20 protein-coding genes and 1 pseudogene are annotated in these 17,379 nt (G+C 52.1%); 17 read left to right on the top strand and 4 right to left on the bottom strand.

The genetic code is table 11. The features are described 5' to 3' along the window. Nucleotides 1-357: 357 nt before the first annotated feature. The gene (locus tag ACO6VE_RS07290) at nt 358-1,686 is read left to right on the top strand and encodes a hypothetical protein (protein WP_422449969.1); all 1,329 of its coding nucleotides are present in this window, start codon (nt 358-360) and stop codon (nt 1,684-1,686) included. 138 nt (nt 1,687-1,824) lie between these two features. Here the strand turns inward: ACO6VE_RS07290 and ACO6VE_RS07285 are convergent, their stop codons facing one another. The 3 genes from ACO6VE_RS07285 to ACO6VE_RS07275 form a co-directional block, all read right to left on the bottom strand. Next, complete coding sequence (locus ACO6VE_RS07285; RefSeq protein WP_422449970.1) at nt 1,825-2,274, bottom strand: PTS sugar transporter subunit IIA; 450 nt, start codon at nt 2,272-2,274, stop codon at nt 1,825-1,827. A gap of 27 nt (nt 2,275-2,301) precedes the next feature. Further along, complete coding sequence (gene hpf / locus ACO6VE_RS07280) at nt 2,302-2,616, bottom strand: ribosome hibernation-promoting factor, HPF/YfiA family (protein ID WP_101748939.1); 315 nt, start codon at nt 2,614-2,616, stop codon at nt 2,302-2,304. A 376-nt stretch (nt 2,617-2,992) separates the two neighbouring features. Further along, nucleotides 2,993-4,456, bottom strand: a complete 1,464-nt coding sequence (locus ACO6VE_RS07275; protein WP_422449971.1) for an RNA polymerase factor sigma-54 — start codon at nt 4,454-4,456, stop codon at nt 2,993-2,995. A gap of 309 nt (nt 4,457-4,765) precedes the next feature. On the opposite strand from ACO6VE_RS07275, the gene dcuC reads away from it, so the two are divergent. From dcuC to ACO6VE_RS07195, 16 genes and pseudogenes are all read left to right on the top strand, one after another. Continuing rightward, on the top strand, nt 4,766-6,139 hold the full coding sequence (dcuC, locus tag ACO6VE_RS07270; RefSeq protein ID WP_422460603.1) for a C4-dicarboxylate transporter DcuC: 1,374 nt from the start codon (nt 4,766-4,768) through the stop codon (nt 6,137-6,139). 184 nt (nt 6,140-6,323) lie between these two features. Further along, the gene (locus tag ACO6VE_RS07265; RefSeq protein WP_422460601.1) at nt 6,324-6,497 is read left to right on the top strand and encodes a hypothetical protein; all 174 of its coding nucleotides are present in this window, start codon (nt 6,324-6,326) and stop codon (nt 6,495-6,497) included. 59 nt (nt 6,498-6,556) lie between these two features. Further along, nucleotides 6,557-6,844 carry an IS200/IS605 family accessory protein TnpB-related protein gene (locus ACO6VE_RS07260; protein ID WP_422460599.1) on the top strand — a complete coding sequence of 96 codons (288 nt, stop codon included), beginning with the start codon at nt 6,557-6,559 and terminating at the stop codon, nt 6,842-6,844. Nucleotides 6,845-6,977: 133 nt separating this feature from the next. Beyond that, nucleotides 6,978-7,058: pseudogene (locus tag ACO6VE_RS07255) on the top strand (hypothetical protein); the annotation flags it as partial. Between the two features lie 26 nt (nt 7,059-7,084). Next, complete coding sequence (locus ACO6VE_RS07250; RefSeq protein ID WP_422460597.1) at nt 7,085-7,768, top strand: PDDEXK nuclease domain-containing protein; 684 nt, start codon at nt 7,085-7,087, stop codon at nt 7,766-7,768. 203 nt (nt 7,769-7,971) lie between these two features. Next, the gene (gene cpaB, locus ACO6VE_RS07245; protein WP_422460595.1) at nt 7,972-8,694 is read left to right on the top strand and encodes a Flp pilus assembly protein CpaB; all 723 of its coding nucleotides are present in this window, start codon (nt 7,972-7,974) and stop codon (nt 8,692-8,694) included. Nucleotides 8,695-8,735: 41 nt separating this feature from the next. Then, nucleotides 8,736-9,431 (top strand): pilus assembly protein N-terminal domain-containing protein, encoded by a 696-nt coding sequence (locus ACO6VE_RS07240; protein ID WP_422460593.1) that lies wholly within the window; start codon nt 8,736-8,738, stop codon nt 9,429-9,431. Further along, nucleotides 9,385-10,602 carry a hypothetical protein gene (locus tag ACO6VE_RS07235; protein WP_422460591.1) on the top strand — a complete coding sequence of 406 codons (1,218 nt, stop codon included), beginning with the start codon at nt 9,385-9,387 and terminating at the stop codon, nt 10,600-10,602. The genes ACO6VE_RS07240 and ACO6VE_RS07235 overlap by 47 nt, the downstream gene beginning before the upstream one ends. A 5-nt stretch (nt 10,603-10,607) precedes the next feature. Beyond that, the gene (locus ACO6VE_RS07230) at nt 10,608-10,937 is read left to right on the top strand and encodes a TadE/TadG family type IV pilus assembly protein (RefSeq protein ID WP_422460589.1); all 330 of its coding nucleotides are present in this window, start codon (nt 10,608-10,610) and stop codon (nt 10,935-10,937) included. Further along, entirely contained in the window at nt 10,930-11,064 is a 135-nt protein-coding gene (locus tag ACO6VE_RS07225) for a hypothetical protein (RefSeq protein ID WP_422460587.1), read from the top strand. The genes ACO6VE_RS07230 and ACO6VE_RS07225 overlap by 8 nt, the downstream gene beginning before the upstream one ends. Before the next feature lie 2 nt (nt 11,065-11,066). After that, on the top strand, nt 11,067-11,462 hold the full coding sequence (locus ACO6VE_RS07220; RefSeq protein WP_422460585.1) for a TadE/TadG family type IV pilus assembly protein: 396 nt from the start codon (nt 11,067-11,069) through the stop codon (nt 11,460-11,462). A gap of 24 nt (nt 11,463-11,486) precedes the next feature. Next, complete coding sequence (locus ACO6VE_RS07215) at nt 11,487-12,704, top strand: AAA family ATPase (protein WP_422460583.1); 1,218 nt, start codon at nt 11,487-11,489, stop codon at nt 12,702-12,704. Then, entirely contained in the window at nt 12,704-14,077 is a 1,374-nt protein-coding gene (locus ACO6VE_RS07210) for a CpaF family protein (protein ID WP_422460581.1), read from the top strand. The genes ACO6VE_RS07215 and ACO6VE_RS07210 overlap by 1 nt, the downstream gene beginning before the upstream one ends. Nucleotides 14,078-14,129: 52 nt before the next feature. Further along, on the top strand, nt 14,130-14,546 hold the full coding sequence (locus tag ACO6VE_RS07205; RefSeq protein WP_422449976.1) for a hypothetical protein: 417 nt from the start codon (nt 14,130-14,132) through the stop codon (nt 14,544-14,546). Continuing rightward, complete coding sequence (locus ACO6VE_RS07200; protein WP_422460579.1) at nt 14,504-15,418, top strand: type II secretion system F family protein; 915 nt, start codon at nt 14,504-14,506, stop codon at nt 15,416-15,418. The genes ACO6VE_RS07205 and ACO6VE_RS07200 overlap by 43 nt, the downstream gene beginning before the upstream one ends. Further along, entirely contained in the window at nt 15,415-16,362 is a 948-nt protein-coding gene (locus ACO6VE_RS07195; protein ID WP_422460577.1) for a tetratricopeptide repeat protein, read from the top strand. The genes ACO6VE_RS07200 and ACO6VE_RS07195 overlap by 4 nt, the downstream gene beginning before the upstream one ends. A gap of 112 nt (nt 16,363-16,474) precedes the next feature. Here ACO6VE_RS07195 and ACO6VE_RS07190 read toward each other — a convergent pair whose 3' ends face one another. Then, nucleotides 16,475-17,365 (bottom strand): hypothetical protein, encoded by an 891-nt coding sequence (locus tag ACO6VE_RS07190; protein ID WP_422449979.1) that lies wholly within the window; start codon nt 17,363-17,365, stop codon nt 16,475-16,477. Nucleotides 17,366-17,379: the final 14 nt, after the last annotated feature.

Raw genomic sequence — 17,379 nt, 5'->3', positions numbered from 1 at the left:
ATTAAAGCAACTTTTGATCAAGAAGCCTACCGGATACCGTTGACCTGAGGTGGAAAAAGCAAATCGATGGCCAGGGTATCCGGAGTTGCTGGCAATCCTGTTAATCAAAATGTGTTTAATGGCTGACAGCGTCTGGTTGCGGGATTCTATCAGGGTGCGGGATATGGGTCAGGCTATTGGTTTTTCCTGATTCTAATGAGTGCGGGAAACTCTGTTAGTGCTTCTGACAGTGCTGTCATTCATTTAATGGGAGAATAATCCTAGAGTTTAAATCACAAGTAAACCAGTGAGAGAGGTTAATTAAATAATCTCTCTTAATTATATGAAACAATCCTATCTTGTTAAAGGAGTAACATCATGGACGCACCACTGACTAAACCACAATTTCTCGCAATTACTTATCAACCATTAGTTGAAACTACTAAACGTCAATTAGTTGAAACGACTAAACATCCATTAGCTGAAAAAGCTTCTCAACCAGTTCCAGTTCCGGGTCCGCGTGAAAAAGATCAGGTACCTGATGATTTTGGCAGGTTCTATAACCGCATGGTAAGGCCACTGGAAAGAAAGTTTGAAGATGGTCAGCCAAAACCAATATTTGTTATTGGCGGTCGGGATAAAGCCGAAGATAAACTGGCCAAAAGCCACATGGCCTACCTTCAGCGCAAGGCTGATGCTATGCAGAATATCAAACCGGTTATTGATTCTGTTGTCCAGACAGAACAGGAAAGCCCCATAGAAAGCGACACCAGTCCCAAGGTGGAGGTCATGCAGGACGAACCGGCTTTGGAACCTGTTCCTCAGACAAATTCGGAAAGCTCTGAAGACAGCTCCTGTGGCTTCTTCAAAAAGCTGAAGCACTGGGCAATTAAAGTTGTCAAAGTTGTTTACAAATATACCGGTCTGAAATTTATTGTTGAGGCAATCAAAGGTAAGGATAAATCTGAACCTGTCGCTGATACCGTCAATACCCAGGATGAAGCTGTCGCTGATACCGTCATAAGCCAGGATGAAGCTGCAGTGGTGGCTGATGTTGTCAAAAGCAAGCGTAAACCTACACCTGTTGCTGATTGTGTCAAAAGAGTGCTTGAAGCTAAAATTGCTACAGTTGATGTGATGAAAGCCAGAGGGCTGGCCCTTCAGCCTGACAGGGCTAAAATGCTTCATGATCTTAAGATTGTACAACGCTTACGAGGTGTTGTTGCACCGATTACACCACGTACCGCAGAGAGTTCGCCTTGCTCCGGGCAGGATAGTTACGATCTTTCCGGGCTTCACCGTGCGAGTACTGTCTTCGCTGAAAAAAGAGATAAAAAAGCCTTGGAGAACATTGCTGAAATTGAAAAGAAACGAGCTGAGGTTGAAGCCAACAAAGCAAAAGAAAATTTTGCCAAGGAAAAAAAGGCTTCATATAGAAATAAATTAATAAATCCTGGGTTAAAGTATGGCAAAGATTGGGTGGCCTACAACTTTTCACGAAAGCAAGAGTCTACTGAAGTGCAGAAGGCCAAAGAGGCCAGGGACATCAAAATGGCCGAGGATCATAAGCGACAGGATTCTCAAAGCCCTGTGTCTGAAACCCCGATTGTTCCATCAACTGTTTCGCCAGTCACTAAAGAAGATCCAAAGGCCGACAGGTATGCAGCAATTCGTGAGCTTGATGAGCAACTTAAGGTTCAACGGTAATTGGCTAAAACCCTGTAAGCCGCAATGCATTTTGTCCGGGACTCAAAGAAGTGTGTTAACAACAAAAGATAAGAGCATTGTGATCAGTTGAACCTTTCAGGCCATCATTACCTATGATGGCCTTTTTTGTCACGTTATTCACTGTTCACTCATAGTACGATAGAGCATTGTCGTATTGGTAGCCGAACGTATTTTCTGAAGGGTCAGGGCAGAATGAAATCGCCCGGCCAGCGTCCTTAAAATTTCAAGATGTTCCTGGTTTTCGCCTTCTGGCACGATCAGCGCGAATACCAGATCAACGGGCTCACGGTCCACCGCATCAAAATCAACCGGTTCCGCCAGTCGTATAAAAAGACCGATAGGCTCCGGGCAGGCTTTGCAACGACAGTGGGGAATAGCCACGCCATCACCCAGTCCGGTGGTGCCAAGACGCTCCCGGGCAACCAGCGCTTCAAACAGTTCTTTGGCATTGATTTCGGGGGCATCGCTGCTGATGCGTTCAGCGATAAATTCCAGGATTTTCTTTTTGCTGGCCCCGTGCACCCCGTCAAGGGTGCGCTCGGGGGTTAGGATGCGGTGAATAATCATGCTGAATAAGAATGGCAACCTGATAAATCAAAGGGCATGGCCACTGGCACCCTGTTGCCTGTCCAGGGCTTTCTCTTTTCGTTTAACCAGCTGCCGATCCAACTTGTCCGAGAGCAGGTCAATGGCTGCGTACATGTCTTCGTGCTCGGCGGTGGCATTAATCTCGGCCCCGCGGGTATGCAAAACGGCTTCTGCTTTCTGCACCAGCTTTTCGACGCTCAGGGTCACCTGTACATTGGTGATATGGTCAAAATGTGAACCAAGACGCTCCAGTCTTTTGATCACATAGTCGTGCAGAGCTTCTGTTACCTCGACATGATGCCCACTGATGTTGACTTGCATGTAACGCTCTCCTGAATCCCATTATCCAGATAATCACCAGTCCGCGGGATTTTTCGTACTGGCTGAGTTCGATTCTATCACTGTCGGTGCAGCTTGGAATGCCCTGAGACAAAAAAAACTGCTTTTTGAACGGTGTATCAACGGAGCTTGTGTAAAAAATTCCGGAACACTGTTTCAATGTGATTGATGGGCGTCCCTTATCAATACCTATCAATGACATCCAAACTCCATTCGTCCTGAGCGGAGTCGAAGGGCGTAAGCACCATGCCCTGAATAAAGACTGTGCCAATCACCTTCCGTCCGTGCATCCAAGCGGAGCCGAAGGACGCTCAGGGTAAACGGAGATTGCACACATCAAACTCCTCAAAATGATGTACTAAGGCACTAACTGCTTACGCTCATTGGATGGCGGAATATTCATGGACTCACGGTATTTGGCAATGGTGCGCCTTGCTACCTTGATGCCCTGATCCCCCAGAATCGCTGCAATTTTATTGTCACTGAGGGGCTTGCGCGGTGTCTCTTCAGCAATAAGTTTGCGGATATGGGCCCGAATGGCCGTGGAGGAACACTCCCCCCCTTCCGTGGTGCTGACATGGCTGGAAAAAAAGTACTTCAGCTCGTAAACACCCCGGGGAGTATGCATGTACTTCTGAGTAGTGACCCGGGATATCGTCGACTCATGCATCCCCACCGCCTCGGCAATATCCGCCAGCACCAGGGGTTTCATGGCTTCATCCCCTTTTTCCAGGAACTCCTGCTGATAGGTAATAATCTGGCTCGCCACTTTCATCAATGTTTCATTGCGACTTTGCAGGTTTTTCAAAAACCAGCGGGCTTCTTGCAGATGGTTCTTCATGAACACATTGTCGCGGCTGTTATTGGCTCTCTGAACCATGGACGCATAATTATTATTAATACGCAGTTTGGGCAGGGCGTCGGAATTCAGTTCCACCGTCCAGCGTTCCCTGATTTTCCGGACGGATATATCCGGAACCACATATTCGGCTTCTGTCTGATCAATGGTGCTGCCGGGTTTTGGGTGGAAGCTCTGAATCAGGCTGAGGGCTTCTCGCAGCTGGTCTTCTTTCAGTTTGGCATGACGCATGATGCTGGCATAATCACGGGTGCCAAGGGACTCAAGGTAACGGGTGAGCAGTTTTTCTGCATTGTTGAAATGGGGTGTTGAGGGCGGCAGCTGACGAAGTTGAACCAACAGGCACTCTCTAAGGTCAACACTGCCACAACCCACCGGATCGAATTGTTGCACCCGGTGTTGCAGCACATGGATCTCTTCAATCTCCAGATCGTCCAGTTGGGATTGAAGAGAGACAAACAGGTCATCCAGCGTGCAGGTTAAATACCCATCCGGATTAACCGCCTCGATGATCGCCAGACCAATCAGCCGGTCCCGGTCGCTCATGGGCACCATATCCAGTTGCCATTCCAGGTGATCCTGAAGTGACTCCACAGCGGAGGATTTTGCCAGGGGGTCATAATCATCGTCACCGCTGCTGGCCGGCAGGCTGGAATACACGTCGTCCCAGGCGGAGTCCACGGGCAGTTCATTGGGAATGCTGTCTGACCATTCCGCCATCTCCTGAGGCTCAGGTTCTGAGGCTTTTTCGCTCAGATCAACGAGCTCTTCCCGTCCTTCAGTGCTGCTGGCGGTGTCCTCTGTCTGGCTATCGTCGGACTCCAGCATGGGGTTGGACTCCAGGGCCTCCTGAATCTCCTGCTGAAGATCCAGGGTCGATAGCTGTAGCAGCCGGATGGCCTGTTGCAGCTGCGGCGTCATGGTCAACTGCTGGCCCATCTTGAGCTGTAAGGAAGGCTTCATAGGCAACCGTATACCTTTACTTCGTTGTCCGTGGAGGCTGCAGAGGCTTACTCTCCATGTGCGGCTGATTATAAACCCATAGACGTTTCTGAAACCATAGCTTTAGCAAAAAATGTGCAAAGATTGAATACGATGAAATTACGTGTGTTTTTGTGTGGCTTATAAGCGCTTTCCGCCTTTAAAGTTCGGTCATAACGACTGTCAGAATGGTTAAAAAAAACTACCCGATCATTATTTGACATTGGTCATTTACAACCAAAAGTTCAAGAAATAACCTGCGCGAAATTTAGCCATTTTCAGGATTCCCCTGTGGATATACTCATCGTCATACCCGTAGTTGCACTGGTTATATACGCCATCGTGAAGAACTACAGTGCATCAGCCTCGCTGGCTATTGCCGGTATTGTCCTGCTAAGTGCCGCCGCGTTGATGGGGATAAAAGACATTCTGCCAGCGGCCAAGGCCACCGGTTTTATCCCCTTTGACCTGTTTCAACTGATGAACACGGTATTCAGCTTCCGCATGGCCAGCCTGGGTCTGACCATCATGGCCTGTGGTGGTTTTGCCAGCTACATGTCCCATATCGGTGCCTCAGAAGCGCTGGTTCGACTGGCCGTTAAGCCCATCAGCCGTTTTCGCTCACCTTATATGGTACTGGCACTGTGTTATCTGCTCAGTGTTGTGCTGCAAATGTTCGTCACCTCGGCAACGGGTCTCGGTTTGCTGTTGATGGTGACGCTGTATCCGGTGCTGAGAAATATCGGTTTAAGCCCGGCTTCAGCGGTTGCCGTGATCGCTTCTCCGGCGGCGTTTGAAATCGGTGTCACCCAGGTGAATGCCAACTTTGCCGCCAGCCAGTCCGGACTGGAAATTACCGAATACTTCCTGGATTATCAGGCCTGGATCACCGTCCCCATGGCGCTGGTGGCGGCGGCCCTGCACTTTGTCTGGCAGCGTCGGTGTGACCTGAAAGATGGCTACAGGGTTGCCGAGCATGTGGGCGAGGGCATCGAACATACAGACGGTGACAAGAAAGACCCGGCCCCGGCATTCTATGCGCTGCTGCCCATGATTCCTTTCTTCCTGTTGTTGATCTTTTCCAAAATGATGGTGTCGTCCATCAAAATGAACCTGGTCATGGCCATGCTGATCAGCGTATTTGCCGGCATGTTCTGTGAAGTGATCCGTACCCGGAAAATGAAACAGTCCCTTGATGGCTTTGATCAATTCCTCAATGGTATGGGTGCTGTTTTTGGTCCGGTGGTAGGTCTGATTATCGGTGCTGAAATTTTTGCCACAGGGTTAAAACATATTGGTGCCATTGACTCCCTGCTCGGTTCTGCCCAGGGGCTGGGTATCGGTGCTGCCGGTATGACGCTGTTTATGGCCACGCTGATTGCTGTTGCGGCCATTATGATGGGCTCTGGCAATGCAGCCTTCCTGTCATTTGCCACCCTGGCACCAGAAGTTGCCAAAAGCTTTGGTGTGCCTGCGGTGGCCATGCTGCTGCCCATGAACTTTGCCGCTTCCATGGGCCGTTCCATGTCCCCCATCTCGGCGGTCATTATGGCCTGTGCCGGTATTGCCAAAATCTCACCGTTTGAAGTGGTGAAAAGAACCTCGGTACCGATGATTGGTGCGTTTGTGGTTGGTATGGCGCTGCATCTGATTTTGTTTGTCTGATCCTTTTCTCCCCCGCCTGGCGGGGGCGTTTTTTTAATAGAAAGAACAACGCTGCCACTTCCAGACCAGAATATAAGTAGTTAACCAAATTCAAGAATCAAGACCTGCCCCCCAGCTCATGTTCTTGCATAGGGATTATAACCGCCCTAACCTATCAAAACAGGATCAATTTAAGGAAAAGCCAATGCCTACCACCTATGAGACAAAAGCAGATGAGCGGGGCAACCTGTGCCTGCCACCCAATATAAAACTACCTGAAGACTGTCGTATCCTTGTTACAGTTCTTGATGAACCGCCCAAGTCGCAACAGGCCAATGATGAAGCGTTGCTGAGTGAGCAAGTATTATCAGAAGAATAGGACACCCACAAATTCAAACATTAATGACGAATTTATGGGTGTCCTTTTCTTTGCTCCGAATGCTGGAGCAAAAATTAGGTATCGCCCAAAGAGCCAATAACAAGCAAAGAGCCAAGGCGATTCACGCCAAAATCAAAAACAGGCGGCAAGACGCCTTACACAAATACAGCCGCAAACTGGTAAATGAGAATGCGGCCATCTTCGTTGGCAACGTATCCAGTCAGGCAATGGTGAAAACCAACAAAGCCAAATCGGCTTTGGATGCCGGATGGGGATTATTGAAAACCATGCTGTCTTATAAGTGCGATCACGCAGGCGTGGTTTTTGAAATCGTTAACGAAGCCTAACCTGGGCGGCCCCCTCCACCCAGACTTGTTCGTGCTGCGGGGTAATTCCTGACAGCAGTCCGAAAGGTAGAACAGGTCTTGGAATAAGAGGGGGCCGCCCAGGTAATGGGGCTGTTCAGAATGCGGAGCTGAACACCAGCGTGACATTAACGCTGCCAGAAACATTCTTGCGCTCGGGCATGAGCGTCTCGCTGGAGGAATCCCACTGCTTTAGCTTGGGAGGATGTCAATAAAGTTACTTTGAAAGATCATGGCATGGAGGCACTGACACCAACGCAGAGGTATTTGCTTGTGGTTCTGGTCACGTTCGCAGACAACGAGGGGGTGTGTTGGCCGGGACAGAAAACGCTGGCTCAAATGGTAGGTACCAGTCAACCAACCATCAGTGCTGGTTTGAAGAAACTGGAGCAGGAGGGGTTTATTGAGAGCCACTACCGTTCAGATAATAACGGTGGTACCAGTACTAAACTTTATCGGATTCACCTTGAAGTTGGCGGTGATGACTTCTACCTCGATCTGCTGTTTTATCTCCTGAAACTTCGTTGTTATGTGGTCATTGAGCTAAAAAACGGTGACTTCAAGCCAGAACACATCGGACAGCTCAATTTTTATCTGTCTGCCGTGAATAGTCAGATGAAGAGCCATCAGGACGCACCGAGTATTGGTCTGTTGCTCTGCAAAACCGCAGCCATCCTTATCGCCGGTTCACTGCTGGGCGTCCTCTACCTGATTTATAAAGGCGGTCTGATCACCTCTCTGCGCCGCTACTGGCTTAGCCTGCTGGCTCGCACCTGGCTGCTGCCGGAGGCCAACGAGGCCGCCAGACTTAACTTCCCCTACGCCCTGGCCATCGCCTCCGGGGTGGTGATGACGCTCTACAGCTCCGGTGAACTGTCGTTTATCCAGAGGTTGTTTGCGGGGTAAACGCCTGAATAGGCGTAAACGCTGTTTGTGCAGTAGGTCGGTTTATATGCACAACCACAGGATATAAAAGCCGACTTGCGGCCTCACCTCCATCTCCCCATGAAACCGAAATATCAGAGTGGATGGCAGAAGTTTCCGGTGTTGGCCTGGAGCCCGTTCTCGGGTGTCGTGACCACCGTTGTATAGTGGCTGGAGAATAACCAATGATGCAACGAACCTCCGTAATGATCGCCCTGTCCGCCGTGCTCGGCCTGGGCGGTGCCTGGACCCTGGGGCAGCTGCTGGGCCAACCTCAGCCCCAGCCCGTAGCGTCAGCAGATACCACGCAGGTGGTGGTGATTACCGAAGATATTGCCGCCTGGGAAGCGTTAACGGCGGAACATCTGAAAACCGTCCAGATTCCCACCGAACTGCTGCCAAAACAGGCCCTGACCAAAGCCGGCCCCGCAGCGGGCCAATATGCCCAGGTGGACCTGTTTGCCGGTGAGATTCTGCTGGCCGGACGCATCAGCCCGAAAATCCCTTCCGCCCTGCTGGCCAACCGGCTGGAAACCGGTATGCGCGCCATGACCGTGCGTATTAACGATGTCAGCGGCGTGGCCGGTTTCGTCCAGCCCGGCAGCCGGGTGGAGGTGATCGCCAATGAGCGCAACAAGACCAGCCTGCTGCTGACCAACCGGGAAGTGCTGGCCATCGACCAGGCCACCACCATTGACAACGATGAGCCGGTGATTGCCCGCACCGCCACCCTGGCGGTCACCCCCGGGGAAGCCACCAAACTGGCCGGCGCCATCGACGATGCGGCGCTGTTCCTGGCCCTGCGCAACCCGGAAGAACCCTCCCCGAAACCGGTCTACCGGCCAGCACCGGCCGGGTTGATTCTGCAAAAGGGTATGGAAGGTCAGTGGATTCGGGTGAATCAATAACAACTGTTTGTCGTTTATAAGATAAAGGGCCCGGGGGCACTATGAAAACAAACCTACATCTATCTGCCCGGCACAAAACCTGGCGGGCATTAGCCGCAGGCTGGCTGCTGCTGGTCGGCAGCCAGCTGGTGGCCCTGGAGCTAACCGGCGAGACCGAGATTCCCAGGGGCGGCAGCAAAGGGCTGACCCTGATGGTCAACGGCTCCGGCATTGTCTCCCTGGCCGCCGTACCTGGTCGCATTACCGTGGCCAACCCGGAGGTGGCGGACCTGAAAGTATTGGGCAGCAACCGGGTATTTGTGCTGGGCAAGCAGACCGGCAGCACGGCGGTCATGGCCCTGGATAAACAGCAGCGACTGCTGGCCCGGCTGCATATCGAGGTAACGCCGGACCTGAACCTGCTCAAGCGTCGACTCTATGAACTGATGCCCCAGGAGACCATTGCCGTGCGCATGAGCGGCCAGAAGCTGGTGCTCTCCGGCGAGGTGGACAGCCTGAGCCGACAGGACACCGTCGTCAGCATCGCCGAAGGCTTTGCCTCTGACCCGGAACAGGTGGTGAACATGCTGACGGTGGGCGGTGCCCGGCAGGTGATGCTGGAAGTCAAGGTAGCTGAAATGCAGCGCAGCCTGATGAAACGGCTGGATATGAATTTTAACGATATCACCAACGGGGGTAACTGGAGTTTTGGTGGCGTTGAGTGCAGCCCACTGTCGTTTTATGGAGGGGAGGAGTGAGGATCAAGCGGAGAAGTGCGGTGACGACACGTTTGACTATAACCTGAAGGCCAATGGGTTAAGAGTTGCAACGGTAGCCACACCTGGTGCAATGGACGAAGACCAGAACGATTCTGAAGAACCCGAAGAGCCGCCCATGGTCTATGTCTGGCCCGACAATAAACAGTATGTCGATCTTGAAAAGCAGACCTTGGAGCTTGATACCCTGTTTGCCGGTGCCTTTTTCAATATGGTCAGTGGTGATGAACTGGACACTTTCTCCATGAGGGTATTCGCACGGGCGGGCATACCAGAAATCTCCCGCGTTGATGTGTTGCCACTGGTGGTGGAGTGGCAGGATATCTGTCCCAGAAAAGATCGGGATAGTAATGGGCGTTGTAAGCTGACTGACTTTAAAACTTCGTCGGTGCCTGCCTGGGCACTGGTTTCTCCCTACACTCCAGAGAAAGGCCGAGTCATGGAGTGGGGCCATGAGCGTTTGCTTCACTGGCTGGCGGGTGATGAAGACTCCAGTTACGGACTCACGGTCAACAAACCCTACCTGTTCTGTAAAGGGGATGATTGTAAGAGCATTGGGTTAGGGAAAATCACTAATGATAAATACGAAGATGCCATTGAAGATGGCTTGGAAACCCGTATTGAGTGCGATGATGACGACGGTTGCTATGTAGATGGTAAGAAATATGCGCCTGATTTTTTTGAGGGCGAGTTGAGACTGGAAGACGATGACGATCATGATCACAGTTTTATCTGTGATCATCGGCATTCAACACCTTATGAATTTTATTTTGAACATACTGAAAATACCTGTGCATTTCCCAGTGCGGAAAGGGATATAGAGGTAAAACAGTGTGGCGACAATGATGATTGTCAGGATGACCACGATTGCTGGGAATCCGATGATGATGAGGGAGAGCCTGAATCTTACCGGCGGGTGATTATGGCCGGCATCGGCTCGGTCCATAGCAACAATAAGGCGTTCATTGAAGAGAGTGCCTGTTTTGTGCTGGATGAGGTGGATGATCCCGGCGAAAGAGAAGACGATGATGGCGACAGGGACGGTATCTATCTCGCCTTTATTCCAAAAGACAGCCCTGAAGCTACAGCGGCAGGCTGTCGGTACAGTGAATTTTCAGGTGGAACACGGCGAACTCTGGTGCTGATGGAATAATAATTATGAAACAATGGCAGAATGTAACATCATCACAACAGGGTATAGCACTGGTGGAAGTAACCATTGTACTTCCCTTTCTGCTTCTGTTGCTGGCGGTAATAATTGATTTTGGTCGTATATTTTATGAAGCCAGTCTGCTACAGGGGCGGCTTAATGCATCGGCTCGCTACCTGGCGATGCATGTGCCGGTGGGGTTGTGTGGTGATGATTCACATAAAGTGCAATGCGGCAATGCCTCAAAACTGGCACTTACAGCCTGGGACGAAGGAGGGAATCCGGGGGGGGCGTTTTACCGGTTATGCTGCCAGTGGTCACGGCAAGCTGATGGATAAGGTCTATGACCACTGGAAGGTATCCGCCAGCTATAAGGCAGAGTTTACGCTGTTGCCGGATATGACCGATTTCCCCATTACCCTCCATGCGGTTCAGCGGGGACTGGTGGACAGGAAGGAGACGTGATCATGAACAGGCGCAGCCGACAGCAGCAAAAAGGTAGCACCGTCGTTGAATTCAGCATTGCCGCCTCGGTTTTTTTTCTGATTCTGTTCGGTGTGATGGAATTTGGCCGGGTGATGTATACCTTTCACTTATTGCAGGAAAGCACCCGCCGTGCGGCAAGGGTGGCCGTGGTTAGTACGAAAGATTCTGCTGCAATCTGGACCGCAGCCAACAATGTTGTTTCTGACCTGAAAGAAGGACAGCTGAAGGTCACCTATCTGGTAAAAAAGGGCACTCAGCTGGTGACCGTAAAAATCGAGGGCTACCAGATTAAGTTGTTACTGCCGATTCCTGAGTCATTAACCATCACCGCACCGGCGTTTACCACCACACAGATAGCGGAAAGTCTGGGAGCATAGTGAGTGTTTAAAGAGTAAAGTCAGATGAAGAATACCCACATCCGCATATTGCTTACCGGCATGGACGAACCCCTGCTGGAGCGGGGCAGCGCCTTTCTGGATGCCATTAATGAAGTCAGCCACCGGAACGTATTGCTGACATCAGTGGATAATATGACAACCGGCATGCAATCGGACGACGATATTCTGGTGCATCTGCTATCAACGTCACGCATGGATGATCTGGCGTCACTCCGGGGCTTGAGCACCGTGCCCATGGTCTTGATCGCTTCCGAAGGACAGCCGTTGACTGGTCAACAGGCTGCCCGGCTGCAGCAACTGCCGTGCAGTGTTGTTCTGCCACCTCCGTTTGATGAGAGGGCATTGCTGGCGGCATTGGATCAAATCCATGATGACCTGCTGTTGCAGCGCCAACGTGCTATGGGTAGTTATGTGCAACGTCATCCCGATAGCCGGGTGGTGCTCTTTACCGGCGCAGGTAGTGGTGCCGGTGTCTCCCTTTTGACCAGCTGTGTTGCACGACTGCTGGCCCGTCACCCGGCGGTCGATACCCGGCCGGTGCTGCTGCTGGACGGTGACTGGCGTTACGGCTCCCAGGCAACGTTAAACAACTGCCAGCCAGCCCACGATTTACAGGATCTGCTCACCCGTCTGGAGCTGGATCAAACGGCAATGGACAGCTATCGAACGGACATTGCCCCCCATCTGGCTCTGCTGGGGATGGCACCGGACCATCTTGGCAGCGTCGGCAGCGCTAAATCCCTGGGGACACTGCTGACACCTATACGACAGAAAGCGGGTATTACCCTGGCGGATATTCCCGCCTGGAATAGTGAGTTTCTGGCATCCATGATCCCGGAAGCCGACCACCTGGTACTGGTCATGAATCCGGATATGGACGGGGTACGTCGTGCCCGGTTGCTGCTCCGGGAGGCATTGACACGATTATCCCCCGACCAGGTCACGGTGGTAGCCAACCGGGTTAGCCGTTATACCACCATTGACCAGGGAACCATCAGCAAGGCACTGGACCTGGAACCGGTGATGGTACCAGCGGATGGACGAGGGGTGGTCCGGGCGCTGGAGGCCAACCGGCTGCCGGTGGACAGCGACCCTCGCTCATCGTTCAGCCGGGCATTGCAACCGCTGCTGAACAGCCTGTTGGCAGAATCACCGGTCAAGTCATCCTCACTGCTCAATAATATAAGAGGCTGGTCTACCGCTTTTCGGAGTGCACACTAATGGCCCTGACCATCAATGAACGACTACTGCCCGGTTTTAAAGGCAGTGAAGGGTATAAGGATCTGCAGAGTGACCTGCAAATCGAGACCCGCAACCACTGGGAGCGGCAGATACACCGGCAGATTATTGCCCGGCTCGACCTGCAGATACTGGCGACCCTGAGCCAGGAACAGGCGCGCGGAGAGGTTATGCGCGAGGGCCGCCATCAGCTGGAAACCCTGAACCCGCCACTCTCCGAGTCAGAGCGCGAGGAGGTCCTGATCTCCATCAGAGACGATATGCTGGGGCTGGGCCCACTGGAAACACTGCTGGCAGACCCAACGGTGTCGGATATCCTGGTGAATGGCCCTGCCCATATTTATGTAGAGCGCCGGGGGCATCTGGAGCCGGAGGCAAGCCGCTTTCGTGATGAGATCGATCTGCAACAAACCATCGACCGACTGGTGAGTCGGGCTGGCCGTCGTCTGGATGAGTCCAGCCCCATGGTGGATACCCGTCTGGCCGATGGCTCCCGGGTAAATGCCGTGATTTCACCCCTGGCGCTGGATGGCCCGATACTGAGCATCCGTCGTTTTCCTGAAGAACATCTGACGTTATCGGCCCTGGCTCGGTTGGGTGCATTTCCGAAGAGCCTGCAACAGCTGCTGCAGAATATGGTACGGAGCCGATTAAATATCCTCATCTCCGGCGGCACCGGCTGCGGCAAGACCACCATGCTCAATGCGCTCTCGGCAGCGATTGAGCACAGTGAACGGATCATCACCGTGGAAGATGCGGCAGAGTTGCAGTTACAGCAACCCCATGTGGTGCGGCTGGAAAGTCGCCCCCCAAATATTGAAGGGGAGGGAGAAGTGACCCTGCGGGATCTGGTGCGCAATAGTCTGCGGATGCGACCGGACCGGATTGTGGTGGGCGAGGTGCGGGGGGCTGAGTTTATCGACATGCTGACCGCCATGAATACCGGCCATGACGGTTCCATGACCACACTGCACGCCAATTCACCGAGGGATGCCGTACGACGACTGAAGAGTATGGCGGCCATGAGTGGTATGGGGCTGGATGGTGATGTCGTGGTAGAGCTGATCGCTTCAGCAGTGGATGCCATTATCCAGCTGGAACGCATGGAAGACGGCGTTCGTCGTGTTGTAAGTGTTCAGGAACTGGTGGGCATAACGCATGGGGATATTGTCCTGCGGGAAATCAGCCGGTTTGAGCGTTCAGGGGCGGGTGTGGATCACGTTGGTAAGGGAGAACGAAAAGGTGTTGCTGGTGATTTTATCAGCACCGGCTATCGGCCCCTCTTTATGGACAAGCTGGAAGCCCGTGGGCTTGGCTGTGACGATAAGATTTTTGCTGAAGGGGTTTTATCATGAACGATGTCATGGGCAGTGCCATGAAAGATCATAAACAGAGGAGGGACTGGTTATGTCTGGCTCATTAAGTCTATTGCTGGCCATGACCTTTATGGCGGTCTTTATGGTCAGTATTGCTGTGCTGCTGCTGGGTCCACGACACCAGTTGCAGAAGCGGCTGCACCACCATCTTGAGCAGATGGGGGGCGATCAGCCGATGCACCAGGTGCTGCGCAGACGTTATGTGGAGCAGTTACCGCCCTGGCTGCAAAAGGTGGAACAACATCCTCTGTTGGCTGGGCTGGATCTGCTGCTACTGCAAGCCGGTAAAGGGAATCGTGCACTGGAACTGATGGGCATCTGCCTGGCCATTGCACTGCTTTCCATAACGGTTTTACTGATGCTGGATGTTGGCTGGCCGCTGGTGATGGTGCTCTCCCTGAGCAGATGCTGGACCAACTGCTGCTGGTGCGGGGTATTGGCCTGTTGATGGTGGCGTTATCCATTGGTCTTGTGTCGTATTTATTGATCTCCAGGCTGAAAAGGCCTGCAAAAGCGATGGTGCCGGAGGGTGCCCCGGTGGCTGTGTCCGCTGTGGCTGGCAGCCGCTCCATGGAGTGGTTATCACCGGCCCGCAAGTATCTGTTGCCAGCGGATGAAAAAGAGCAAATAAGTGTTAGTCGACGTTTATTACAGGCAGGGTTTGATCAGGAACAGGCATCCCTGGTCTACCACGCGCTCAAGGCATTGCTGGCCCTGGTGTTCGGGGTGCTGTTACTGCTGCTGCACCCCTGGTTGCCCGGTGATCTGCCGGAATACCCCGAGCTGGTGGCCATGATCGGGGCGGCCTTCGGGTTGTTTCTGCCCTCGAAATTACTGGATTCGTTCCGACAGCGGCGACAGCAAAAGCTGATTGCCGGAATGCCTCAGTTGCTGGATATGCTGCTTATTTGTCTCTCCGCCGGTTTAAGCCTGCCCCGGGCGCTGGAGCGGGTGCAGTCGGAATTGCGGCTGGCCCATCCTCTGATGGCCGGTGAGGTTGCCGGGGTTTCTGCCGAACTGAATGCCGGGGTCACCCTTGAAGCGGCGCTGCACCGGTTTGCCGAACGGGCCGGATTGCAGGAGGTGCGAGGGCTGGTGGGCACGTTGATCGAGGCGCACCGTTACGGTGCCAACCTGTCGGATACCTTGCGGGATTATACCCAGGATTTTCGGGCAATCCGTTTGCATCGGGCGGACTTGCAGGCGGCAAAAGTGAGTACACGACTGGTGTTTCCCATGGTTACCTGTATCTGGCCGGGCTTCTTTGTGGTGGTGGTAGGGCCGGCGATTTTGCGTATGCTGGAGGCATTTGCGGGATGATTCATGTACTTACCTTGAAAACAATTAAAGTCTTTGCTCTGGCGTTTCTGATCAGCGGCTGTGCCGGCATGCAGTCAGACCAGCAAACCAGCGACCGGGGTGAGCTTTACGACGGCACCCTGGCCGCCGATATGCTGGGGGTTGCTGATGCCAGTACTGAACGTGAAGCCCTGGAGAAAGGTGACAGTTACTGGTTACGGGGCGATGGTGACCGGGCGTTGCTTTACTATATTCGTGCATTAGAGCTGAATAAAAACGCCCATGTTGCTGCCATGAAAATTGCCCGGGTGCATCAGCAGAAGGGGAATAAGGCACTGGCAGAGCAGGCGTGGCGTACGGTGCTGGCGATAGAGCCAGATCATGTTATGGCGCTGGAGGCCGTGGGATTGATTCGGCTGGAGCAGCGGGAGTATGGTTATGCCAGTGACTTGTTTAACCAGGCAATTGAGCAGTGGGAGTTGGGCCTGGTGGGGACCGAGAGTGGTTCTGGTGGATACATTCCCTGGCTGGCCGTGAATGGCCTGGGGGTGATTGAAGACCTGAACCAGAACTACCGGTCGGCAATAGCCTACTATCGTCGTGCGCTGGTGATGGCCCCCGGCCAGGCAATGTTGCTGAATAATCTGGGCTACTCTTATTTACTGACCGGGCAACTGGATCAGGCCGAGGCGTATTTTCGTCAGGCGCTGAGCCTCCGCAGCGATTACCCTCTGGCCCGGCACAACCTGGCCCTGGTGCTGACCCGGCGGAATCAGCCAAATCAAGCTGTTCGGGTGCTGGAGCCTGTAATGGGCGAAGCACAGGCCCGCAATGATGTGGGCTATCTGATGATGCTCAATAACAGGCTGGATGTGGCCGAGGCCCTGTTCCGGGAGGCCATTGAGCTATCCCCCTCCTATTACCGCGAAGCCTGGCAGAACCTGGCCCGTTTGCAGGAAGGTTAATGCCGGGGCAATTGAACGATTGTCGTGTTTCTGTACTTTGCAAGGCTGGCGCAACATTCGACATCAGGGTTCCTTTTTGCTCGAATTGAGCCAGCCTGCAAACGCCTCAATTTCATGCGCGGTACATTGTGCTGTAAACATACGGACGTGGGTGTTGAATCATTGGCTGTTTACTGTCTATAGAATCTTGAATTTTCATCAACATTTCATCAACCTGGAAGATAGTGCAGGCAGTTTGAATGAGCTTGGAGTTGTAGCGATTTTGTCTCTTCAAGTTATAATCAATCCTGTCTTCAGCATCATCTTCGCGTTCTCTTGCGTTATTGTTTTCAGTCACGGCATAGTCAGTCAGATTTATAACTTTACCAAAACTATCAAATATCATTTGATCCTGATGAGACTTGGCCGATGCTGAAAAGCTTGCAGCGTCTTGTTGTAACTTTGTCATTCTGGCATTAAGATCCCCCTGCAATTCATGAAGCAGAGAAGGATCACCGTAGTTTTCAAGGAGAGATTTTGCCAGGATAAAGCGAGAATCATTGTTAATATCATCAATACCATATTTAATTTTACGCTGGGTTGCGGCTTTAAATCCATTTTCAATAGCCTTTTTATCAACACTCCCTTTTTTACCATTAACTATAGCCCTATCCAGAATAACAGGTTCAAGGTCTTTCTTTATTTGGGATGAACGTGTTTTGCTAAATTTCATACCACTGGTAGTCAATCGTTTAAATGCGTCAGCAACTGCACCAATCATACGGTTAAAAATATTTTTTCTGTCTGTTTTGGCTGTAACAATGATATTAACAAATGTGTCTTTATCATCACTGCCGTACACATAAACATCGTAATATCTTTTTGCCTCCACCGAATAAAATGTTGCTTTTATTTTGTCACCTTTGAATTCACCAACGCCTTTAATGAGTAGATCATCATCCATTCTAGCTTTCCATGAATCGATTTTAGTGGCAGCTGCTACTGAACATTCCTGAGAATTCATACCAAACACCTCCG

The sequence above is a fragment of the Endozoicomonas sp. ALB115 genome, assembly GCF_049310245.1.
GTDB lineage: Bacteria > Pseudomonadota > Gammaproteobacteria > Pseudomonadales > Endozoicomonadaceae > Endozoicomonas.
The sequence above is the reverse complement of the archived record's forward strand: the minus strand, read 5'-3'. Positions and strand labels throughout refer to the sequence as shown.